This is a genomic window from Polyangium sp. y55x31 (genome assembly GCF_029946505.1).
Taxonomy (GTDB): Bacteria; Myxococcota_A; Polyangia; order Polyangiales; family Polyangiaceae; genus Polyangium.
On record NZ_JARZHG010000005.1, the window covers coordinates 72,453 to 93,772 of the forward strand.

Here is a 21,320-nt window from a genome sequence, read left to right on the forward strand (position 1 = left end):
TCAGGATTCTGGTTCGTCCTTTTGTAACAATGCGCTGAGGTGCGCGACCTGCCAGGCGTATTCCTCGCGGCGAGCCTGCTCGGCCCGTGCGCGGGCCGCTGCGGAATCGTTTGGCGTGGAACGGGGCGTCCAGAGGGAGCGCAACCACGACGTGAAGCCGCCGGGCGCCGTTTCGTCGGTCATCGAGGCCGCCGCGTCCTCGGCGGCGCGGCTCGAGGCGAGGCGCGACACCTCCAGGGCGGCGCGGCTCGCCGCTGCTTGTCGTCGCCGAACCAGCCGGGCTGCGATGGCGCCCGAATCCAGTTCGGATTTCGCGGACCACGCCCCCGGCCCCCGTGCCGCGGCCGCTTGCATTGCGGCGTCGAGCTCGACGTCGGTCCAAGTTTCCTCGGCCTTCCATTCGCGCTCCGCGTCGGCATCGGCCGTGGCCATCTCGGCGGCCGTCTCCGCGACGATCGCCGCCGCCTCGGCCGCGGCTGCCGGCGCGCGCGCTTCCCACGCCTCGACGGCCCTGCGCGCCTCCGCGCCCACGTCTGCGAGGACCCGCGCCGGGGACAGATTCCGCGCCAGCATGGCGTCGGCCATGGCGATGCTGCCGAAAGGACCGCCGGGGGAAGGTTTGTCCTTTTCCGGCGCCGGTTTCCACGGCCATCGCTCATCGAGCCATTGCCGTACCCGCCGGAGCGCCTCCAAGCTCGCCGCCTCCGGCTCGCGCCGCGCTTCCCGCTCCTTCTCCAGGGCCCGTTCGGCGCAATCGAAGGCAAAACGGAGCAGCATGGATGCTGGAATGCCCCCCGCGCCGACGGCCCGCGCGAGGCGCTCCTCCGCCGCGATCGAGCCATCGGCGAGCAATTCGAGTGCGCCTTTGGAGTTCAAGGGATCAGTTACAATGGTCCGGCGGCAGGGGATCGGGGGCGCTGCTCGGGGCGAACGGATACCACACGACGGCAACGGTGTTCACGCGGCCGGAGCCGCACATCAAGGTCACGTCGAGAAACAGGTTCTTCTCGTAGTGCTTGCAGGTCGTGTACCCACCCACGGAATCGGTGAAATCGAGCGCCGCGGCGGCCTCCTCGCAGGTTTGTCCCCAGATGGACAGCGGTCCGTTCGCGTGCTGCTTCACCCAGTCCGCCGCGCCCAGATGGATGTCGATCATCAGCCCGCCGGAGGGCATGATCGACACCGTGGGACCGTTCTTGTATCGAATCGTGTCTTTCTCCCGTTCTCCCTTGCCCCAGGCCGCCTCGACGTCGTCGAGCGTGGCTCCGGCGCGCACGCCTGCAATGGAGAGGAAATCGCGAAACCCGAAGACCTTCGGCGTGGGCGCAGGGGGCGGAGGCGGCGGTTCGGCCGAGGGCGCCTCGGCGTCCTTCTGTTCCTGCGCAGCCTTCGCGGTCGCGGGCGGCGGCACCGAAGCAACCTCGGGCGGCGGGGGAGCGCTCGCGCAGCCGAGAGCGCAGAGCGTCAGCAAGGCGGGTACGGATCGTATCGAGGGACTCACGCGTTCTCCTGCCGGCAGGCGATGCAGTGTTCCACGAGCTCACGTGTCCCTGCAAGACCCACGCGGGTCGTGATACGAACGGTGCATGAAGCCTCGTCGCGGGGATGTCCCTTCGCCGGCCGAGATCGTCTTTTCCATCATGGAGCGTCGGGACACGGGCGGCAGGGAGGGCCAAAAGGGCAAGAAGAACGCCGATTTCCGGGAGGTGTTTCGCGAGGACGTCGAGGCCTGGGAGCATCTCGCGTTGCGGCCGGACGGGTCGATCGTGCAGACGCAGCAAATGAACCGCAAGCCGTTCGGCTCGATCTTCTCGCTCGTCTCGTTCGAGCCGGTGGAAGAGATCGTCGGTACCTATCGAATCCTCGATCCCGACGAGGCCCGGCGCACGTGGAAGGCCGCCACGTGGTTCGACGTCGAATACCCGTGCCCCTGGGTCGGTGAGGTGCTCGGGTATTGCGGCGTCACGCTCGCCCCCACCGCGCAGGCCACGCGTGATGCGCCTCCGAGCATCGACCGCACTTTCTTCCTGAGCCCGTTCGTACACGCCGCCCGGGGGATCCTCGCGCGACCCGAAGGTGAATGGCGGCACCTCGTGATCGAGTACCACTATGGGGTCGAGAACATCGCCAGCAAGTACGGTTTTTCGGACGGGGACCTGTTCCTCACGCGGGACTACGGCTCGTATCTGCAAGCGATCATCGACGACGCGAACGAGAAGATCCGCGCGGCCGGCGCCGAAGGCGAGGTGTATTTCTGCGGGACGAGCCACAACCCCGTACGGCTCGGGGACGAGCTGAAAAAAGACGGCGAGCCCGTCGATGTTTGGCAGTTGTTCGGGGATGACGACGAGATCTCGTTCTGGGGATACGACTGGGATGCCCTGAAAGACCCGCGTTTTCTTTAGCGCGCACCCGGCCAAGGAAAAACGCCCGCCTCGTCGAGCGCGAGCAAAAACTCCCCGACCATCCGGCCCTGCTCCGCCACGCCGCGCGGGCTCCCGATGGCTACGAGCGTCCTCTTTGCGCGCGTGAAAAACGCTTGATCGCCCGTGATCCGGCCGAGGGCTGCGAGGAAACGCGCAGCCTGCGTGTTGCTCACGAACGGCCGCTCGCGCCGCGCGAAGACGCCGACCGCGGAAGGATCCTTCGTGTGCGCGAAATACGCCCCCGTCGCCTCGTCGAGGAGCGTCTTCTCCATGGTCTCCGCGATCCGGAGCGCCGCGTCGCGGTACGTTGCGTTTTGCGTGACCTCGAAGAGCCGCACGAGCGCCCGGCCAAACCCGGCGGCGTCCGCGAGGTAATGAACCGGCGAACGGTTCTTCGCGTCGTGCTCGACCGCGCCGTCCGTCCCCACGTGGCTCGCCATCACCAGGGTCGCAGCCCGCTCCGCTCGAGAGAGCGCATCCTTGTCGCCCGACGCCTCGAACAGGCCGCACATCGCTGCGATCGCGAGCCCATTCTCGTACGCATACACGTGATCGTCGATCCGCGGGACCCCGAGCTTGCGCCGCCCTGCGTCGTCGAGACGATAATACACCTCCCCGTCGATGAATGGTTTTCCCTCCTCGTGCGCGCCCACGTCCGCGTCCTGGCTCACGAGGAAAGCGCCCGCGGCATTCGACAGGAAGGTCGAGAGGTACCGCGCGATCCCGCGGGCGTCCTCCAGCAGATCCTTGCGGCCCGTGGCCTTGTGCGCGGCGGCGTAGGCTTCGAGGTTCGCCGCCTGGTACGGCATCAATTTCTCGTAATGGGGCTCGGTCCAGGTCGATCCCGCCGAATACTGGTAAATGCCGCCCCAGACCGGATCGAGGATCGCGCGCTGCTTCTCCAGCGTGAACAGCGCGCGCCGGAGCGCGAGCGCGTCCCCGTGCGACGCGCGCCGAAGCTCGAAGAGCACGTTCGCGCCGAGCGGAGACTTCTGGAAATCGCCCCAGCTCCCCTGTTCTCGGTCGAAATAACGGTCCATGTCGATCGAGACACGCGCGGCGATCCACGGCAACGCCTCGGGCGCGGGGACGATCCGCGCCGGATCCGGCGCCTTCTCCCCGGCCTTCTCCTCCGCCTGGGTGATTGCTTCGAGGATGGGCAAGAGCTCGTCCGGGGGCAGATATCCGCGATATTTCCCGATCTCCTCGGCGTCGGGCGAGAGCAGGATCGTCGCGGGCCATCCCCAGTCGGCGTATCGTTCGCCGATGTCCGGGCGCTCGTCGATGTCCACGCGAATGGCGACGAATTTCTCGTGGAGGAGGCGGCCCACGCGTTCGTCGAGGTACGTCGTCTCGTCCATCACGTGGCACCAGTGGCACCACGAGGCCGCGCCGTCGAGGAGAATGAATTTCCGCTCGGCGCGGGCGCGCGCGAACGTCTCCGGCGAGAACGATTGCCACGTGAAGAGCTGCTTCTTCTCCTTCGCCCGCGCGAGCGCGAGGTTCACCGCGTCGGGCGTCCCCTCGCGTACGAGCCCACGCGGAGCGACGGAGCGCGCTTGGGGCGCGGCGCTGCAACCGAGGACGAGCACGACGGCGAGAAGCAAACGACTCCGCATCACGCCCCACGTACGCGCGGCCTCGCGCCGCGGATCCGCCGGATCTCTCACGGATCGCCGGTGGGCTGAATGGCCGTCGTCTCGACCATGAGCATGACGGTCCGCCCCGGCGCCCTCGGCCGATGCATCACCCCCTTCGTGATCGTCACGCCCTGCTGCGGCCCGAGCTCGATCGTCCGGTCCTCCAGATCGATGAGCAGCTTGCCTTCGAGGACGAAAAAAAACTCGTCGTCGTCGTCGTGCTTGTGCCAGTGGAAATCGCCTTCCACGACCCCGAGCCGCACCACGCTGCCATTGACCTGCGTGAGCGTCCGGTTTTGCCACGTCTCGGTGCACGCGGCGACGACCGAGGGGATGTCGATACGCTCGAGGTGCTGAAACTTCACGTCGAGGTCGATGTTGTATTTGTCGCGGTCGGTCATGCGAGTCCTCTCTGGGCGCGATGCTACCGTCGCTCGTGGGGCTCCGCCAGCACGCGCCGTCCACGGTCGCGGCCCTCGCGCGTACCGGTTGCAGCCCATCACTTCAAGGAGTAACGTCGGGCAGGCGAGTGAAGACGGCCCCCCCGAGTCGCAGACGGTTCCCCAGGGGATCCCGCGCCATGCGGATCCTCCTCGTGGCCATCCGTCTGTTCGTGGCCCTCACCGCCTTCCAGATGACCGGGCTGCCGCACTTCGCCGTGGACGCGGTCGCCGCCATCCAGGACGCCGATACCCCGGTCCACCGGGACGACGACTGTCCAAACGAGAAGGACGGTCGCGAGTGCCCTCCGGGCTGCCCCGACTGCCACTGCGCGCACCTGATGGGCGCGCTGCCGCTGCTCGTATCGCCTTACCTGCTGGAGCTCCCGAGCGGCGCGGAGATCACGCTCGCGCCGTACGAAGCGACCGCACCCCCACGGCCCGACCCCTCCGCCGTCTATCGACCTCCCAGACAGGCCCGCGCCTGATCGAGTGAACCCGTAAACGCGGGGTGGCCGTGCGCGCCTGCCTTTCGAGGCATGCCGCCTGCCCACCCTTGTCCCGGGAACCGCTCCGCGCGCCGTCTTGCGCGCGTGGCGGAGGAGTTTGGGTCGTGAAACGGACGCGCTTCATCGCGGTGGCCGCCGTGGCCATCGCCTGTTTGTCTCATTCCGTGAAAGCACGCGCGGGCTCGTCGGCATGCTCGACGACCATCAACCGCGGCAATCTGATTCGGTGCGCGCTCGAGGCGAGCCTCACCTCGAAGGCCGAGCGCCAGGGCCTCGAAGCGGCGAAGGGCCGGCAAGAAGCCGCGAGCCCGGTTTTGCCCTCGAATCCCGTGCTGGCGTTGTCGGGCGCGCGGCGCGAGGCCGCCGGTCAGGGGCCCGTCATCAACTGGTACGCCACGCTCTCGCAAGAGATCGAAATCGCAGGGCAGCGCGGAGCGAGAAAACGCGCCGCGGACGCCGAGCGAGAAGCGCAGGAGAAGGCGGTCGCGATGACGGATCGCGAGGTCGCCGCCGCGGCATGGCGGGCCTATTTCGAGGCGCTCGCCGCCCGCGAGGAGGTGCGCCTCGGCGAGCAGCTCGAAGCGCTCACGGGGAAGGTGGCGGTCGCGACGCGCGCCGCAGCGGACAAGGGCCTCGTGTCCGGGATCGACGCGGACGTGGCGGACATCGCGCACGCGCGCGTCGTCCAGGAGCGGATCGGCGCGGTTCGACGCGAGCAACAGGCGAAGGCCGCGCTCCTCTCCTCGATGGGCTTCGAGCCGCGGCGCGAGCTGTCCATCGAGGGCGAGCTCGTACCGATCGCCGGGGTCGAGGCGTTCGCGGCGAAGCAAGACCCGCGCGTCGTCGACGAGCGACCCGAGATCCAGGCCCTCGAAGCCTCGGGGCGCGCCTACGAGGCGCGGGCGTCCATGTACCGGCGCGCTCGCGTCCCGAACGCGACGCTCTCGGTGTTCGTGCAGAACGACGGCTTCAACGAGCGCGTGTTCGGCGTCGGCCTGTCCATGCCGATCCCGCTGCCGCAGCCCGTGGGCCGCACCTACGCGGGCGAGATCGCCGAGTCCGAGGCGCTGTCGAGGCGCTCGCAGACCGAAGCGGATCGAACACGCCGCGAGCTCCGTCTCGACCTTGCGAACGCTCTCTCGGCGTACGCCTCCCTGCGCGCGCAAAGCGAGCTCTACACCGCCGATCGCCTCGGCCGCGCCGAGCAGAGCCTCCGCGCGATCGCGTCGGAGATCGAGGCCGGCCGCCTCGGGACGCGCGACGCCATCGTCTCCCAGCAAGCCCTCGTGGACCTCTTGCGTGCGGGCTTCGAGACGCGGAAAAATCTGGCGCTCGGCTCCGTCGATCTCGCGCTGGCCTCCGGCTACCCGCTCGAGCGAGGTGCACCGTGACGAGCAGAGCGTTTGTCCTGGGTCTCTCGCTGCTATTGGCCGCGTCCGGATGCGGAAAGCGCGGGCCGGAAGAGGGCCAGAAGAAGGACGACCACGCGAAGGAGGCTCCCTCGGCCGTAGCCTCCGCGCACGGATCCAAGGAAGGCGAGCACGGCGAGCACGGCGAGCAAGGCAAGCACGGCGAGCACGAGGAGCTGCCTCGACGGGTGAACCTCTCGCCCGCGGTGATCGCCGACGCCCGCATTCGTACGACGCCGGTTCGTACGGGGACCCTGGCCATCACGATCGCATTGCCGGGCGCGATTGCTGCGGATCCGGATCGCTCGGCGCGCATTTCCTCTCCTGCGGAGGGAAAAATCGAGGAGGTACATTTCAAGGAAGGCGCGACCGTCAAAAAAGGCGACGTGCTCGCGGTGGTGCGTGTCCCCGAGCTCGGCAAGGTGCGCGGCGCGCAAGCTGCGGCGCAGGCCAAGGCCAAGGCGGCGCGCGAGAACGTGGCGCGGCTGAAGGCGCTCCTCGACAAACGGCTCACCTCCGAGCAAGCGGTCATCGATGCGGAAGCCGAGGCCAGCGCGCTCTCGGCCGAGGCCGCGGCGCTCGGCACGGAGCTCGCGGCCATGGGCGCGGGAGCTCCGCGAGGCGCGCCTTTCCTGCTCACGCTGCGCGCGCCGCTCGACGGCACGATCCTCACGCGCGACGCCGTCATCGGCCAGCCGGTGGCCGCCGAGCACGTCCTCGGCAGCATCGGAGATCTGCGTGAGGTGTGGTTTCTCGGCCGCGTCTTCGAAAAAGACCTCGGGCGGCTGCGTGTCGGAGCCGGGGCCGAGGTGGAGCTCAATGCCTACCCGACCACGCGTTTCGCGGGCTCGCTCGAATACATCAGGCAACAGATCGATCCCGTCGCCCGGACCGTGACGGCGCGGATCCACCTCCAGAACCGCGACGACATGCTGCGCATCGGGCTCTTCGGCACGGCTTACGTGGCGACGGGCGGCGACCAGGCACGCGAGCCGCGCCTGCTCGTGCCGCGCTCGGCGGTCACCGAGATCGGCCAGAAATCCGTGGTCTTCGTGAAGCTCGCCGAGGAAGGGGCCTTCGAGATGCACGACGTCGTGCTCGGGGACTCCGCGCTCGGCACGGTCGAAGTGCTCTCCGGCCTCGGCGAGGGCGAAGAGGTCGTCGTCGAGGGCGTCTTCACGCTGAAGAGCATCGTCCTCAAGGGCACGCTCGACGAGGAGGGACATCACTGATGGCTTTCCTCTCCGCGATTGTCGCGTGGTCCCTGCGAAATCGGGTGGTCGTCCTCGTCGCGACCCTCCTGTTTGCCCTCTTCGGCATCCGCTCGGCCACGCAATTACCGATCGACGCCGTCCCCGACGTCACCAACATCCAGGTGCAGGTGATCACGACGGCGCCTGCGCTCTCGCCGGTCGAGGTCGAGCAATACGTCTCGGTCCCGGTCGAGCGGGCCATGGCGGGCATTCCGAACACGACGGAGATCCGTTCGACCTCCAAGTATGGTTTGTCCGTCGTGACGGTCGTCTTCCGCGACGGCACGGACATCTACTTCGCGCGGCAGCTCGTGAACGAGCGCATGCGCGAGGCGCAAGAGGCCGTCCCCGAGCAATACGGCATGCCCGAAATGGGGCCCATCAGCAGCGGCCTCGGCGAGATCTACCAGTTCACCGTTCGCAATGACAAACTCACGTTGATGCAGCTCGAAGAGCTGCTCGACTGGCAGATCGCGCCCGCGCTCCGCACCGTCCCCGGAATCGTCGAGGTGAACAGCTTCGGCGGCGAGGACAAACAGTACCAGATCGTCCTCGATCCGAAGCGCCTCCAGGCGGCCGGGATCTCGGTCGCGCAGGTGATCGAGGCGCTCGAAAAGTCGAACGCCAACGCGGGCGGCGGGTACATCGAGCACAACCGGGAGCAGTTCGTCATCGGCTCCGATGGGCTCGTGAAAAACCTCGACGATCTGCGCCGCGTGGTCATCGGCGCGACGTCGGACGGCGTGCCCATCACGATGGACACGGTGGCCGACGTGCAATTCGGGCCGCGCCTGCGCAGGGGCGCGGCATCGAAGAACGGCGAGGGCGAGGTGGTCGTCGGCGTGACGATGATGTTGCTCGGGGAAAACTCCCGCACCGTCACGCAGGCCGTCAAGGAGCGGCTTGCGGCGATCCAGCCGTCGCTCCCCGAAGGCACGCGGATCGAGCCATTTTACGACCGCTCCGTGCTCGTGCGTCGCACGATCGGGACCGTCGCGACGAACCTCGTCGAGGGCGCGCTCCTGGTCATCGGGATCCTGTTTCTCCTCCTCGGGGATCTCCGCGCGGGCCTCGTCGTCGCGCTCGTCATCCCCTTGTCGATGCTGTTCGCGATCACCGTCATGAACGCGGCAGGTTTGTCCGGGAACCTGATGAGCCTTGGCGCGATCGATTTCGGGCTCATCGTCGATGGTGCCGTGATCATCGTGGAAAACGCCGTCCGGCGCCTGTCGGATCGGCAAATGGAGATCGGGCGCGCGCTCTCCACCGAGGAGCGCGTGGATACCGTCCGCGAGGCGACGCTCGAAGTGCGATCGGCGAGCGTCTTCGGGGAAGCGATCATCGCCATCGTGTACCTGCCGATCCTCGCACTCACGGGGATCGAGGGAAAACTCTTCCACCCCATGGCGCTCACGGTGCTGCTCGCCTTGCTCGGGGCGTTCATCCTCTCGCTCACGTTCGTCCCGGTCCTCGCGAGTTTCTTGATCCGCCCCACGAAGGGCGAGCACGAGACGTGGCTCTTGCGGAAAGCGCACGCGCTCTACGTCCCGCTGCTCCGGCGAGCCATGCGGCGGCGATGGATCCCGCTCACGGCCGGCGTGCTCTCGATCGCGGCAGCGGCGGCGGTGTTCACGAAGGTAGGCGCCGAGTTCGTGCCGCAGCTCGACGAGGGTGATCTCCTCGTCGAAGCGAGGCGTTTGCCCGGGATTGCGCTCAGTGAGTCCGTCGCGACGGACATTCGTTTGCAGAAGGCGGTCAAAGAGATCCCGGAGGTCGATTACGTCGTCAGCCGCACGGGGGCGCCGGAGCTCGCCGTCGATCCGATGGGCGTCGAGCAATCCGACGTTTATGTCGGCCTCAAGCCCCGGAACACGTGGAGGCCGGGCGTCACCAAGGAGGACATCGCCAAGGAGATCTCGGAGGCCGTCGAGCACAAGGTGCCCGAGGTGGCCGGCGGCGTCTCGCAGCCCATTCAAATGCGCACGAACGAGCTCGTGGCGGGCGTACGCTCGGACGTGGCCGTGCTGCTTTATGGGCCCGATCTCGACGAGCTTCGCGCCCAGGGAGATCGCGTGGCCGAAATCGTACGCGGAGTCCCGGGCGCGGAGGACGTCCGGGTGGAGCAGGTCGCGGGGCTCTCGTATCTGCGTGTCATTCCCGATCGCGCGAAGCTCGCGCGGTATGGCCTGACGGTGGCCGACGTCAATCAGATCGTCGAGACGATGTCCGTGGGGCACTCGACGGGCGAGGTGATGGAGGGCGAGCGCCGCTTCGGAATCGTGGTGAAGTCCGGCCACGGATTCAACGGGGAGCTCGACGCGCTGCGAGCCTTGCCCTTGCGATCGGTCAGCGGGCAGATCGTACCGCTCGGAGACGTCGCCGAGCTGAAATTCCTCACGGGCCCGGCGCAGGTCAGCCGCGAGAATCAATCACGACGCCTGACCGTCGAGTTCAACGTCCGAGGCCGGGATATGCTCTCCGTCGTGGCGGAAGCGCAGGCGGCGGTGGAGAAAGGCGTGCGGCTGCCGACGGGGTACCGCGCGGTCTGGGGCGGGCAGTTCGAGCATTACGAGGAAGCAAAGGCGCGCCTCTCGATCGTCGTGCCGCTCGCGCTCGCGCTCATCCTGTTCTTGCTCTGGTTCGCGTTCCGCTCCACGCGGGCCGCATTGCTGATCTTCCTCGGCGTGCCGTTCGCGATCGTCGGCGGCGTCTTCGCGCTCTGGCTGCGCGAAATACCCTTCTCGATCTCGGCCGGCGTGGGGTTCATCGCGCTGTTCGGCGTCGCGGTGCTGAACGGCCTCGTCCTCGTGTCCTTCGCGCGGCACCTGGAGGAGAAGGGAATGGGCCACGCGGAGGCCATCGAGCGGGCCGCGGAGCTTCGCCTCCGGCCGGTCCTCATGACGGCCCTCGTCGCGTCGCTCGGATTCCTGCCGATGGCGATATCGACGGCGCCGGGCAGCGAGGTGCAGCGGCCCCTCGCGACGGTGGTGATCGGCGGGCTCATCACCGCGACGCTGCTCACGCTGCTCGTGCTGCCCGTCGTGTATGCGTGGCTCGGAAAGGAGCGCGGGGCAGCGTGAAAGATCGAGGCGAAGAGCGTGGTCATTCGCGCCAGTTGCTACGGGACACGACAGGGCTCGGACGCGGAATCATCCATGCGACAACATGTCGCATCCGCGGTCATACGCGGATCACCTAGACTCCCGTTTCGAGAGGTGTGTCATGGATCGAATCCCGATCCGCCGAGCCATGCTCGGCGTGATCTTGCTCGCGGCCTCGACAGGTTGCGGCAGCCAGGACGAAGAAATCGCGCAACGTTCGGTCGCGCTCGAATTCGCGGCCAAGGTCGGCGGCGAGCCGTTTGCCTGCGGCGCCACGTTCACGGGCCTCGGCAGCACGAAGACCACGGCGAATCCGCTGGATTTCCGGATGTACGTTCACGATGTGAGGCTCGTACGCCCGGATGGCTCGGAAGCGCCGATCGCGCTGGAGCAGGATGGTCGCTGGCAACGCGACGACATCGCGTTCCTCGATTTCGAGGACGGCACGGGGACATGCGAGACGGGGAGCCCCGAGACGCGGACGCAGATCGTCGGCGACGTCCCTGCCGGTGAGTATGTCGGCGTCGCGTTCAACGTTGGCCTGCCGCCCGAGATGAATCACCTCGACGCGGCCACGGCCCCGGCGCCGCTCAACATCCCGGGCATGTGGTGGTCCTGGAAAGGCGGCTACAAGTTCGTCCGGCTCGAGCTTCGCACGACGGCGAACCCGACCTACTTTTTCCACCTCGGGTCGACGTCCTGCGAGGGGAGCGTCAAGGACGGCTTCTCCTGCGCGGCATCGAATCAAGCGGAGATTCGCCTCGACGGATTCGATCCGGACACGAAGAGCATCGTGTTCGACATTGCTTCGTTCTACGCGGGTTCCGATCTCGATCTTCAGATCGACCCGATGACCGACGGCGTCTCCGGCTGCATGGCGTTCGCCGGTGATCCCGAATGCCCGCCGGTCTTCGAGGCGCTCGGGATGTCGTTCGAGGGCCAGACCCCGGGCAACGGGGAGCAAACGGCCTTCCGCGTGGAATGAGGAGATGACCTTGCAACCATTGAACCTTTTCTTGGCAGCCGTGCTCGCCTTGCCGCTCGCCGCATGCGGCCCCGCGGACGAGGGGCCTGACGAAGGCATTGCGCCTGGGGATCCGAGCTTCGTGCGTGATCCGGCGCTCGACGTGGAGAACGTCAGCGCCCACGGCGAGGCGCGGAGCCACAACATGGGCCAGAACTGCATGAATTGCCATCAGGCGCATGGCCCTGGAAGAGGGCGCTTCACGGCCGCCGGGACGGCTCATTCGCCGACCGGCGAGCCTCTCGCCGGCGGGACCGTGGAGCTACGAACGGCGCCGAACGGTCAAGGCGATCTCGTGCTCGCGATTCAGATCGACGACAACGGCAACTTCTTCACCACGGAGTCCTTGCCATTTCCCGATGAATCGCTCTTCCCGTTCGTGCGTGCGCCGGGGGCCGGCGGTACGTCCTTCATGCCGTTCCCCACCCTTTCTGGAGCTTGCAACGTATGTCACGTGGGAGCGCAGCGCGTCGCCGTGGAGTGAGCCTCGGGCTCCTGGCCGCGCTCGCGGCGGCCGGTTGTGGAAGTGAGCCGGAGCCGGCGCCGCCGAGCTACGATTTCGGCCTCCCTCCAGGTTTCGCCGAGCCCTGGGTCCCACCGGACAACCCGATGAGCGCGGAGAAGGTCGCGCTGGGGCGTATGCTCTTCTTCGACGAGCGGCTCTCGGGCAATGGGACGATGTCATGCTCGTCGTGCCACGAGCGGGCGAAGGGGTTTGCCGATGGGAAACCCAAGCCCACGGGATCGACCGGGGATCTCGTGCCGCGGAACGCGATGGGTTTGACCAACGTCGCTTGGTTCCCGCAGCTCACGTGGGGCAATCCGACGCTCGAGACGCTCGAGGAGCAGGCCCTCGTTCCGCTGTTCGGCGAGCTTCCGGTGGAGCTCGGGGTCACGGGTCTCGAAAAAACCGTACTCGGTCGGCTGGAAGGTGACAGCGACTACGTGAAGGCATTCGAGGCTGCGTTCCACGAAGAAGCCGCCCCGATCACCTTTCCGAACATCGTGAAGGCCATTGCATCCTATGAGCGAACGCTCTTCTCGGGGAACTCGCCCTACGATCAGTACACGTACGGCGGCCGGGGGGACGCGATGTCCGAGTCCGCCCTTCGAGGAATGGACTTGTTCTTTTCGGAGCGGCTCGAATGCTACCATTGCCATAGCGGCGTGAACTTCACGACGGCGTACAGGAGCGCCAATACCCAGCACCAGGAGATGGACTTCCAGAATACAGGCCTTTACAACGTCGGATCCGACGGATCGTACCCGCCCGGCGGGGAGGGGCTGTTCGAGTTCACCGGAGATGCCGGGGACAAGGGCAAGTTCCGGGTGCCTTCCCTGCGAAACGTGGAGCTCACGGCGCCCTACATGCACGACGGTAGTATCGCGACGCTCGAAGAAGTGATGGATCACTACGCAGCCGGCGGGCGGACCATCACGGACGGCCCCTTCGCGGGCATCGGCAGCCAGAACCCCAACAAGAATCCATTGGTGAAGGGGTTCTCGATCACTCCGGAAGAGAAAGCCGACGTCATTGCGTTTCTGAAGAGCCTGACGGATGTCGAGTTCGTGAGCGCAAGCGACCCAGCAGGTCCTTGAAACGGAACGCAGAAGCGTCGCAGCCCGAAGCCCGGGACGCATCGACGAGCCCAAGGGGCTCGTGTTCACGGGCTGGAGGGCGCTCGCGGCGCTTCTCGACAGTCCGCTAGAGGTTAAGCATATGGAGCGCGACGGCCGCGGCGCGCTCCGTTTTTCGTTCTTCGAGGTACGCCGTGACCTCCGGGACGAGCCCAACCACCTTGCCGTAGTCGCCGAGCGCGCGGACGCGGGCCCTGTACACCTGGCCGAAGTAGATGTGCGTGATCGTCTTCTGAACCGCTGGGTCGATGGGCTGCATGTAGCTGCGCACGATCGCACGCGCCGTATCCATCGACGCGCCCGGAGCGCCGGAGGCGTGGAATGCGATCACACGCTCGAACGAGGGCTGGAAGGCCGTCCATACCTCCGCCGTCGCGTCATCGAGCGGGATCGGCACGAGGGCTTGCCGTTCGAGCCAGGCGCGCACCTCGGGGTATCGCTCGATCCATTGCGGATGGCTGAGCAGCGCGGACGCCGCGACCGACCACAAAGGCTGCTCGTGGGCAGGATAAGCGATGGCCGGGCCATGTTCGTCGCGGCTCCGATCACGCTCGCCGATTTGCTCGGGCTTCGCCGTGAGGATCCTTTCGAGGAGTTTTACGCGCCGCGCCTCCTCCACGCCGCCGAGGTCGAACGCGACGCGCAGGCGGCAGACGGTCTCGGTGTCGACGCGAATGCGCTCCCCCTCGAAGATCGGCGCGATGAACGCATCGAAGCGCCGCGACGCCTCGGCGGGCGGCATCCATTGGCCGAGCTCCTTGAGGACGTAGCAGCGTGGCGCGTTGAAGCGCAGCTTTTCGAGCTCCGCGTCGAGCTCGCGCACGCGGGCGAGCGCGGCGGCCTCCGGGACCTTTCCGCCCGCGGGCTCGACGCGGCGTAATTCCGCATGGACATCGATTCGTTCCCGGCGCGGCCGCGGGAGGTCCTCCATGCTCATGGAGCGCTGCGGGGGGTTATCGAGATCGAAGAGCGCCGCGCGCGCGACCTCCGCGAGGTCCCGTGCCGCGCCCGGAATGCCTTGCGTCAGCGGCACCTCGCCTTTTGCCGCGAGGATCTCGTTCACGAGCGCCCGCGCCTCTCGCTCCAGGCCGAACCGCACGCCGAAGGCGCCCAGATCCTTGATTTGCAGGAGCACGAGTTCCAGCGAGATCACGTCCGCCGGGCCTTCGAGCCTCCGCTTCATTTCGGGGAGCTGGCCACGGAGGATCGTCGGCCCAACCTGCTCATAGGCAGCCGTGGTCGCGCCGCGCAAGAGGAGCTGCTCGCGCGCGTCCTTGCTCGTGCGCACCCGATCGAGGAGGAGCTGCCGGCCCTCCGGGACATTGTTGAATACCCAGTACGCGGGAATGCTGGCGAGCGCGAGATACCGAACGAGGGATTTCGGCGGACGCGGCCCGGGTTCGTCCGGGCCGAGTTCGTATTCGGTGATGCTCGCCTCGTCCCGCTTGGCGAGCGCCATGAGGATCTCCGCGTCGTGCACGGTGCGGATGCGCGCGACGAGCAAGCGGGAGAAGACGAGGGGTTTTTCGTCGAACGCCTCCGCGCTCTCCGCTTCGAGCTCCTCGTGGCAAGGCGGCTCGAGCAGGAGATCGCTGACGTCGGGGAAAAGCGACGGGATCGTTTCGAGGATGTGCGCCCGTACGAGCGGCGAGGCGTGCTCGGCGCGCTCCCGCTCGCGCCGCATCAGGGCGAACATCTCGTCGGGGACGGGACGGCCGACCTGGGGGACCGCGCCGGTGAGGCACGGCGGAGCGCTCTTCCACGGCGTGAGCGAGCACGCAGAGAGCGCGAGGGCGAGGGCGAAGGGGAGGGCGGCGCGGAGCTTCATTGGCCGGGGCAACATACCGCGACAGACCACTCCGTCCCAGGCACTTTCGTGCCTCCCGAGCCGTGCACGAACGCCGCGCACGCGTCACGCTCCACGCATGGAACGTTTCTCCCTCCTGCTCGCCGGCGTCCTCGGCTTCCTCGGGGTCGCGCTCGGCGCGTTCGGGGCACATGGCCTCAAGAAATGGGTCACGCAGTTCCCGGATGCAGAGCAGCGCCTCGCCTGGTGGCAGACCGGATCCCAATACCACCTCCTCCACGCCATTGCGATAGGCCTCACGGCGTTGCATCCCACGCCCACGAAAGAGGGCAGCGCCCTCGCGCCCTGGTTCTTCCTCGGCGGCATTTTTCTATTTTCGGGCAGCCTCTACGTCATGACGCTGACCGGTCGCCGCGTCCTCGGCGCGGTCACGCCGATCGGCGGACTCTTCTTCCTCGCAGGCTGGCTCGCCATTGCGTTGAACGCTCTCTTTGCGACGGCATGACTCCTGCTACAGGCTTTTCGCCGGGGCGCGGATGGGCGCCTCGAAGGAGCCAGAATGATCCTTGCGTTGACCTCCAAGTCTCGTCGCTCGTCGCCTGCGGCCCGCCGGCGTGCCACTCTGCGCCGCGGGCGCTCCCTGCTCGCCAGGGAGAAAGCGCGCCTCGTCGCCCATTTTCGTACGGTCCTCGGCGAGCTGCGCGCCCGTGATACGAGCCACCTCTCGCCCGAGCAACGCGCGGCACGCGCGGGCCTGATCGCCGAGCTCCAGCGTTATGCCCGCACCGGGCGTTTCCCGCGGAACCTCGACTTCCCCGGGATCAGCATGCCCTATTTCGTCGACGCGTTCGGCACGCGTTGCGCGATGGCGCACCTCATCGAGTCGACGGGCGAGACCGACCTCGTGACGCGCGTCGCAGCGACGGCGAACAATGCGTTCATTCGCGAGATCGAGGGAGACATCGCGCTCCGCGCCTGGCTCGATCGTGCGGGGCTCACCGCGGCCGAGGCGGCCCGGATCCAGCCTTCGTATTGCTTCGAGTCCAAGGCCTCCGATTGCTTCTGTTTGCAGGCCAACGGCTCCAAGGATGCCGTCGCGGAGGCGACGGTGGTCACGGTCATGCCGGAGCTCACGGCGAAGATCGACGTCCTCCACGGGACCGCTCCCGCAACGGTCATGGTGGGGGATACGATCCCCGTGACCGTCTACGGATCTGGCACCTACGAGGTCGGCAGCTCCCTCCTCGTCGGTATCGATAGCGACTCGACCACGAACGTGGGGCGCCCGCTCAACCCGGACGGGACCGCCGAGCTCACCTGCCCCCCCGAGGGCAAGCCGAGGATCTCGAAAGAAGACGCGATCAACGCGATGCTGGCGCCGGGCGCCGGCGGCGGAACGGAGAGCTGCGAGGATTACCTCGCGAAAAAGAACGCCGTGTGGGGCGAGTCGCAGTGCGACTCCGGCGAGGAGAGCGACAGCGGCTGTGCACTCACGGCTGGAGGCAGCGGCGGCGCGTCTTCGTTGCTCCTCGGATCGCTCGTGCTCGCCGCGGCGACGTTCGCGCGGCGGAGGCGCGTGGCCCGGAGGCGGAAGGCGTCCGCGCAAGCCTCCACGAATCGCTAGGGCGCGCGCGGCGGCGTGAGAATCCCCCGGGGCGTCCGGTCTGGACAGGCCCCCGGGGATTCTGTATATCCGTTTCGAGGAACGGATGAAGCGGCACGCGCCCACGATCGCTGCCGGAGAAGGCAAGACGCGAAAACTCGTGAAGATCGGCCCGAGCGGGAAAGCTCGCGTCGCGCCGATGCCCGAGCGTACGCCCGTGGTGATGGTGAAGCCTCGCGCGCCCGCCGCGCGTCATTCTCTCCCCACGCTCGCCTCCCGGCGGAGCGGCGCGGTCCGCGGCGTGGGCGCTTGTCATACCTGCGCGGCGCTCGGGGAGGTTCGTCTGTACGAGGCCGTCGACGTAGGCAAGGTCCTGCTCTGCGGTTCATGCGCGGACAAGGCGCGCGACGAGACGTTCGGCCGTCCCGAGCCGCTCGATCACGCCATCATGGTCGGCGGGTTCGAGACGAACCGAAGGCGGCACTGATCACGTCTTCGCGCTCTGGAGGATGTCCATCGCCTCCCGGAGCATTCCCTGGGGCACGTAATGGCCCCCGGCGAACTCGCGGTACGTGACGGTGTATCCCGCGGTTTCGAGGGCGGGGACGAGGTTTCGGCTGCATCGAACGGGCAGGACGGGGTCGTTCACGCCGTGGCTGATGAAGACCTCGGGCGCGCCCACCTGCGTGAGCGGCCGCATGAATCCGGGGGAGAACGCGAAGACGAACCGGAAGAGATCGCCGTTCGTGAGACCGAGGGAGAGGGCATACGAGGCCCCATCGGAAAAACCCTCGATCGCGATCCGCGTGGGGTCCACGGCGAGGCAATGAAAGGCGGCGGTGAGTGCGCGATCGATGCGGGCGACGTCCGAGCCGTATCCGCCCCGGAGCAGATCCCAGGTCGAGCCCATCGAATCGGGCGCGACGAGGATGACGCCGTCGCGCTCGGCCTCTGGGCGAATGGAGTCGATGCGATGGCGGGCCTCGCCGCCCGCGCCGTGCAGGCAGAGCATGAGCGGAGCCGGGCGGGCGGGATCGTAGCTCGAAGGGATGAAGAGGATGCCGTCGCGTTTGTCGCCGAGGCCGAGCGGCCGGTCTCCGCGCTGTGCTGCGTCGCGGGGACCGGGCGTGGGGCGGGCATGCAATCGGCCGAGGTCGCGCGGATCGAGCTTTCGTGCAGCACGCATGGTGTTCTCCCTGGGCAATGTGGTGCATGCGCCGCGCCAGACGGAAGGGGGCCTCCCAGATCCGTGTCGTTCCGCGAACGGGTGCGTGATACCGTCGACGAATGGGGAACAAGCGGGAGGTTCAGGTCAACGCGCTGTCGCGTTACGAGAAGGCATCGGGCCGCCTCGTGCTCGAAGAATATTCGAGCTGTGAGGTGCCGGCGGGGTGTGGCGGCGCGATCCTGCGATGGATCGACCCGCAAGAGGCGTTGCCGCTGCACATGTGGGGCTGGACGACGGGCGAGGCCGACCTCTTCTTCGACGGCGCGCCCTTCACGTCGAGCCGCATCGATGCGCGCGTGGGTCGCCACGTGCTCGCGCTCCACGTGCGCCCCCAGGGCGGCCTGCCGCCGCAGCTCGCGCTCGCGCTCAGGTACTCGGACGATGCCCCCAAGCGGAACGTCGAGCCCGAGCGCTCGCGATCGATCGGCTACAAGATCCAGGTCCTCTCGGGCGCAGGCGCCGTGATGGTCGGATCGACGATGCCGCCGAAAGGGGACGGCTGGCGTCAGCCTGGTTTCGACGAAAGTGGCTGGCAGCCCCTCGTCCGCATGGAGGCCGCGACGAAGGATCCCGACAAGAACTGGCACCTCCAGCAAGTGCTGAAGACGGGCGCGCGCGTCATCGGTTTGCCCGGACAGACAGGGCCGCTCTGGGTGCGTTGCACGTTCGATCTCGTGCTCGGAGGTGCCCCGTGAGCCCGCGCCCGCCTCTCGTGCTCGTGCCGCAGTTTTTCGGGTCGACCGTCTTCGATCGGCGAACCTCGCGGTATTTTCCTTTTGATCACGAAGCCACCGACGTCCTGCTCCGCGCGCGCTCGCTCTCGATCGGCGCGATGATCGACGCCGCGCCGCCCGAGCGAAGGGACGCGCTCGGCGCGTTCGCCGAGGCGTTCTATCGCAAGGACTTCTTCACCCACGATTTGCGGTTCGACGGCGAGGCCCTCGACGTCGTGCCGCCGGCCGATCATCTCACGGGGCCGCTCGCCGTGCACCTCGAGGTCGTGGCCGCGTGCAACCTCACCTGCTCGCATTGCTTCGCCGGCGAGCTGCCGCGCCGCGAGCCGCCGCTCACGCTCGCCGAGCTCGATACGCTGTTCGCCACGCTCGCCCGGATGGGATCGTTCCGCCTCGGCCTCACGGGCGGCGAACCGCTGCTCCGCAAGGATCTTTTCGACATCCTCGATCTCGCGACGAGCCACGGCCTGCACCCGTGCCTCACGACGAACGCGCTCATGCTGACCGAGGAGACCGCGAAGAAGCTCGGCGAACGGTCGCTCGTCTGGCTCAACGTAAGCCTCGACGGGGCGACGGCCGCGACGAACGACGTGGTCCGCGGCGCGGGGACGTTCGATCGGGTGCTCGAGAAGCTCGCGATGCTCCGGGCCCACGCGCGATTCTCGCTCGCGTTCACGGTGATGCGGCACAACGTAGACGAGGCGCGCGCGTTCGCCGAGCTCGCCGCGAAGACGGGCGCGTTCACGGCCGTGTTCCGGCCGCTGTATCCCGTGGGTTCGGCCGAGGCGCGGGAAGAGCTCTGGCCGTCGTTCGGCGATTACGAGCGCGCGCTCGACGCGATCTGGACGCTCGGCGGAGACGAGGCGGGCCGCCCCGTCGACGTGCGCGCGATCGATCCGTTTTCCCCGAAGGGCCGCCGCGATTCGCAGGCCGTCGTCCACGACAACTGGGGGTGCGGCGCGGGCAATACGGTCTGCTCCATCTCCGTCGGCGGCGACGTGAACCCTTGCAGCTTCCTCGGGCCCACGTTCGTCGCCGACAACGTCCGCCGCACCCCGTTCGATCGCATCTGGAGCGAGGGCGAACGATTTCGCAGCATTCGCGGATTGCCCGGCGACGGCACGGGCACGGCGACGTTCGGCGGCGGCTGCCGCGCGCGTTCGCTCGTCATGGCCGGGGACGTCAATGCCCCCGATCCTTGGCTCGCCGAGCACGAGCGCGTGCCGGCCCGCCGCAACCCGCTCACCGTGCTTCGCGCCCAGCGGAGGCTCGCATGAACGCCCTCGACACGGAATGGCTCCTCTCGGCCGATCGCGTCTTGCCTTCGGCCGCGGAGCTTTTGACCCTCGCCGCGAACCTCACCGCAAAGGGAGAGCTCGAAAAGGCGGCGATCGCCTGTGACGCCGCATGCAGCGTCGCCCCGGACGATCCCGACATCGCCTCCGCGCGGGCGCTCCTGCTCGATCGGCTGCGCATCGTGGAGCACGGCCTCGTTTTTCGTTACGTGCCCGCGGGGCCGTTTCTCATGGGCGCGGAGGACGGCGACCCCGACGAGCGGCCCGTGCACGCGGTCGAGCTCGACCCATTCTGGATCACCGAGGTCCCCATCACCTGGTCGGCCTATCACGCCCTCGTCGGCTGGCCGCCGCCGCCCGCCGGCTTGCCTCAGCACAAGCCGATGCGGGATCCGAAGACGGGGAAGTTCGACGACGAGCTGTTTTCCCTCTACAACGACCACAAGATTCGCCGTCAGTATTGCGAGAGCGAGACGATTCGCGCGTGCGATTGGCACGCGCACGCGCCCGAGCAAGCGTGGCGGAGCGGCCGCAGCGGCGAGCACGTGGCCACGTCCCGGGAGCTGTTCGGCGAGGTCCCGCGGACGGACCCGGCGCGCCCCTGGACCTACGACCAGAAGCCGATGGTCGCGGTCTCGTGGGCGCAGGCGAACGCGCTCGGAAAGGCGCTCTCGAATGATCGGGTGACCTACCGTTTGCCCACCGAGGCCGAGTGGGAGAAGGCCGCGCGTGGCGGGCGCGTCGGCTGTCGTTATCCGTGGGGGGACGATCCGCCCACACCCGAGCTTTGCGACTTCGGTCGATTCGAAGCGTTCTCGATCCGTCCGCCGCAGGGCTTCCCGCCGAACGGCTACGGCCTTCATGGGATGAGCGGCGGTGTCCGCGAATGGACCGCCGACGGATACGACGCCGCGTACTACGCCGAGAGCCCGCGCGCGCGTCCCACCGGGCCCGCGACGGCGACGCAGCGTGTCCTTCGTGGAGGCTCGTGGGCCGATTGCGCGTGGGCGGTGCGTGTCTCCTTCCGCATGGGGCTACCCCCGGAAAAGGCGAGTGATCCGACGATTGGATTTCGCCTGCTCCGGACGGTCCGAGGGACGACGCGGCGCTGACCTCTGCGGGCGCGGACCGTGCGGCGCGGCCTGCGCTGCGCGTGGTCCGCGCTACCCGCCGCCAAACTTTCGTTTGTCGCCGGAGCAAGGTTGTGGCATCG

20 protein-coding genes are annotated in these 21,320 nt (G+C 67.8%); 14 read left to right on the top strand and 6 right to left on the bottom strand.

The window, feature by feature from the left end:
• Both QHF84_RS11755 and QHF84_RS11760 read right to left on the bottom strand, forming a co-directional pair.
• Entirely contained in the window at positions 1 to 876 is an 876-nt protein-coding gene (locus QHF84_RS11755; protein WP_281313338.1) for a hypothetical protein, read from the bottom strand.
• A 4-nt stretch (positions 877 to 880) separates the two neighbouring features.
• The gene (locus QHF84_RS11760; protein ID WP_281313339.1) at positions 881 to 1,471 is read right to left on the bottom strand and encodes a hypothetical protein; all 591 of its coding nucleotides are present in this window, start codon (positions 1,469 to 1,471) and stop codon (positions 881 to 883) included.
• Between the two features lie 115 nt (positions 1,472 to 1,586).
• Here QHF84_RS11760 and QHF84_RS11765 point away from each other — a divergent pair, with 115 nt between their 5' ends.
• Positions 1,587 to 2,405 carry a hypothetical protein gene (locus tag QHF84_RS11765; protein WP_281313340.1) on the top strand — a complete coding sequence of 273 codons (819 nt, stop codon included), beginning with the start codon at positions 1,587 to 1,589 and terminating at the stop codon, positions 2,403 to 2,405.
• On the opposite strand, the gene QHF84_RS11770 is transcribed toward QHF84_RS11765, so the two are convergent.
• Both QHF84_RS11770 and QHF84_RS11775 read right to left on the bottom strand, forming a co-directional pair.
• Positions 2,402 to 4,045, bottom strand: a complete 1,644-nt coding sequence (locus QHF84_RS11770; protein ID WP_281313705.1) for a DUF255 domain-containing protein — start codon at positions 4,043 to 4,045, stop codon at positions 2,402 to 2,404. The two genes, QHF84_RS11765 and QHF84_RS11770, sit on opposite strands and share 4 nt — an antisense overlap.
• 47 nt (positions 4,046 to 4,092) lie before the next feature.
• Positions 4,093 to 4,467 carry a cupin domain-containing protein gene (locus tag QHF84_RS11775; RefSeq protein ID WP_281313341.1) on the bottom strand — a complete coding sequence of 125 codons (375 nt, stop codon included), beginning with the start codon at positions 4,465 to 4,467 and terminating at the stop codon, positions 4,093 to 4,095.
• A gap of 179 nt (positions 4,468 to 4,646) precedes the next feature.
• Here QHF84_RS11775 and QHF84_RS11780 point away from each other — a divergent pair, with 179 nt between their 5' ends.
• The 7 genes from QHF84_RS11780 (at position 4,647) to QHF84_RS11810 (ending at position 13,401) form a co-directional block, all read left to right on the top strand.
• A complete protein-coding gene (locus QHF84_RS11780; protein WP_281313342.1) occupies positions 4,647 to 4,994 on the top strand; it encodes a hypothetical protein in 348 nt (115 codons plus the stop codon).
• A 125-nt stretch (positions 4,995 to 5,119) separates the two neighbouring features.
• Positions 5,120 to 6,406, top strand: a complete 1,287-nt coding sequence (locus QHF84_RS11785; protein WP_281313343.1) for a TolC family protein — start codon at positions 5,120 to 5,122, stop codon at positions 6,404 to 6,406.
• Positions 6,403 to 7,656, top strand: a complete 1,254-nt coding sequence (locus QHF84_RS11790) for an efflux RND transporter periplasmic adaptor subunit (protein ID WP_281313344.1) — start codon at positions 6,403 to 6,405, stop codon at positions 7,654 to 7,656. The genes QHF84_RS11785 and QHF84_RS11790 overlap by 4 nt, the downstream gene beginning before the upstream one ends.
• Positions 7,656 to 10,757, top strand: coding sequence for a CusA/CzcA family heavy metal efflux RND transporter (locus tag QHF84_RS11795; protein ID WP_281313345.1), 3,102 nt, complete (start codon positions 7,656 to 7,658; stop codon positions 10,755 to 10,757). Before QHF84_RS11790 ends, QHF84_RS11795 begins: the two co-directional genes overlap by 1 nt.
• A 142-nt stretch (positions 10,758 to 10,899) precedes the next feature.
• Complete coding sequence (locus tag QHF84_RS11800; protein WP_281313346.1) at positions 10,900 to 11,763, top strand: MbnP family copper-binding protein; 864 nt, start codon at positions 10,900 to 10,902, stop codon at positions 11,761 to 11,763.
• Between the two features lie 10 nt (positions 11,764 to 11,773).
• Complete coding sequence (locus QHF84_RS11805; protein WP_281313347.1) at positions 11,774 to 12,286, top strand: hypothetical protein; 513 nt, start codon at positions 11,774 to 11,776, stop codon at positions 12,284 to 12,286.
• Entirely contained in the window at positions 12,283 to 13,401 is a 1,119-nt protein-coding gene (locus QHF84_RS11810; RefSeq protein ID WP_281313348.1) for a methanobactin export MATE transporter MbnM, read from the top strand. The genes QHF84_RS11805 and QHF84_RS11810 overlap by 4 nt, the downstream gene beginning before the upstream one ends.
• A 106-nt stretch (positions 13,402 to 13,507) precedes the next feature.
• Here QHF84_RS11810 and QHF84_RS11815 read toward each other — a convergent pair whose 3' ends face one another.
• Positions 13,508 to 15,268, bottom strand: a complete 1,761-nt coding sequence (locus QHF84_RS11815) for a hypothetical protein (RefSeq protein WP_281313349.1) — start codon at positions 15,266 to 15,268, stop codon at positions 13,508 to 13,510.
• A gap of 97 nt (positions 15,269 to 15,365) precedes the next feature.
• Between QHF84_RS11815 and QHF84_RS11820 the strand changes: the two genes are divergently transcribed.
• From QHF84_RS11820 to QHF84_RS11830, 3 genes are all read left to right on the top strand, one after another.
• Entirely contained in the window at positions 15,366 to 15,752 is a 387-nt protein-coding gene (locus QHF84_RS11820) for a DUF423 domain-containing protein (protein WP_281313350.1), read from the top strand.
• A gap of 66 nt (positions 15,753 to 15,818) precedes the next feature.
• Positions 15,819 to 16,871: a hypothetical protein gene (locus QHF84_RS11825; protein ID WP_281313351.1), complete on the top strand. Its 1,053-nt coding sequence runs from the start codon at positions 15,819 to 15,821 to the stop codon at positions 16,869 to 16,871.
• Between the two features lie 85 nt (positions 16,872 to 16,956).
• A complete protein-coding gene (locus tag QHF84_RS11830; protein WP_281313352.1) occupies positions 16,957 to 17,337 on the top strand; it encodes a hypothetical protein in 381 nt (126 codons plus the stop codon).
• Here QHF84_RS11830 and QHF84_RS11835 read toward each other — a convergent pair whose 3' ends face one another.
• Positions 17,338 to 18,036, bottom strand: a complete 699-nt coding sequence (locus QHF84_RS11835) for a phospholipase (RefSeq protein WP_281313353.1) — start codon at positions 18,034 to 18,036, stop codon at positions 17,338 to 17,340.
• A gap of 101 nt (positions 18,037 to 18,137) precedes the next feature.
• On the opposite strand from QHF84_RS11835, the gene QHF84_RS11840 reads away from it, so the two are divergent.
• From QHF84_RS11840 to QHF84_RS11850, 3 genes are read left to right on the top strand one after another with little or no spacing between them, the layout of a single operon-like run.
• Positions 18,138 to 18,773 (top strand): hypothetical protein, encoded by a 636-nt coding sequence (locus QHF84_RS11840; protein WP_281313354.1) that lies wholly within the window; start codon positions 18,138 to 18,140, stop codon positions 18,771 to 18,773.
• Entirely contained in the window at positions 18,770 to 20,089 is a 1,320-nt protein-coding gene (locus QHF84_RS11845; protein WP_281313355.1) for a radical SAM protein, read from the top strand. Before QHF84_RS11840 ends, QHF84_RS11845 begins: the two co-directional genes overlap by 4 nt.
• The gene (locus QHF84_RS11850) at positions 20,086 to 21,219 is read left to right on the top strand and encodes an SUMF1/EgtB/PvdO family nonheme iron enzyme (RefSeq protein WP_281313356.1); all 1,134 of its coding nucleotides are present in this window, start codon (positions 20,086 to 20,088) and stop codon (positions 21,217 to 21,219) included. Before QHF84_RS11845 ends, QHF84_RS11850 begins: the two co-directional genes overlap by 4 nt.
• Positions 21,220 to 21,320: the final 101 nt, after the last annotated feature.

Excerpts from the sequence above, each read along its gene's own strand:
- QHF84_RS11775 (WP_281313341.1), bottom strand. The coding sequence starts at position 4,467 with ATGACCGACCGCGACAAATACAACATCGACCTCGACGTGAAGTTTCAG.
- QHF84_RS11820 (WP_281313350.1), top strand. The coding sequence starts at position 15,366 with ATGGAACGTTTCTCCCTCCTGCTCGCCGGCGTCCTCGGCTTCCTCGGG.
- QHF84_RS11780 (WP_281313342.1), top strand. The coding sequence starts at position 4,647 with ATGCGGATCCTCCTCGTGGCCATCCGTCTGTTCGTGGCCCTCACCGCC.
- QHF84_RS11765 (WP_281313340.1), top strand. The coding sequence starts at position 1,587 with ATGAAGCCTCGTCGCGGGGATGTCCCTTCGCCGGCCGAGATCGTCTTT.
- QHF84_RS11835 (WP_281313353.1), bottom strand. The coding sequence starts at position 18,036 with ATGCGTGCTGCACGAAAGCTCGATCCGCGCGACCTCGGCCGATTGCAT.
- QHF84_RS11815 (WP_281313349.1), bottom strand. The coding sequence starts at position 15,268 with ATGAAGCTCCGCGCCGCCCTCCCCTTCGCCCTCGCCCTCGCGCTCTCT.
- QHF84_RS11850 (WP_281313356.1), top strand. The coding sequence starts at position 20,086 with ATGAACGCCCTCGACACGGAATGGCTCCTCTCGGCCGATCGCGTCTTG.
- QHF84_RS11770 (WP_281313705.1), bottom strand. The coding sequence starts at position 4,045 with ATGCGGAGTCGTTTGCTTCTCGCCGTCGTGCTCGTCCTCGGTTGCAGC.
- QHF84_RS11830 (WP_281313352.1), top strand. The coding sequence starts at position 16,957 with ATGAAGCGGCACGCGCCCACGATCGCTGCCGGAGAAGGCAAGACGCGA.
- QHF84_RS11800 (WP_281313346.1), top strand. The coding sequence starts at position 10,900 with ATGGATCGAATCCCGATCCGCCGAGCCATGCTCGGCGTGATCTTGCTC.
- QHF84_RS11795 (WP_281313345.1), top strand. The coding sequence starts at position 7,656 with ATGGCTTTCCTCTCCGCGATTGTCGCGTGGTCCCTGCGAAATCGGGTG.
- QHF84_RS11840 (WP_281313354.1), top strand. The coding sequence starts at position 18,138 with ATGGGGAACAAGCGGGAGGTTCAGGTCAACGCGCTGTCGCGTTACGAG.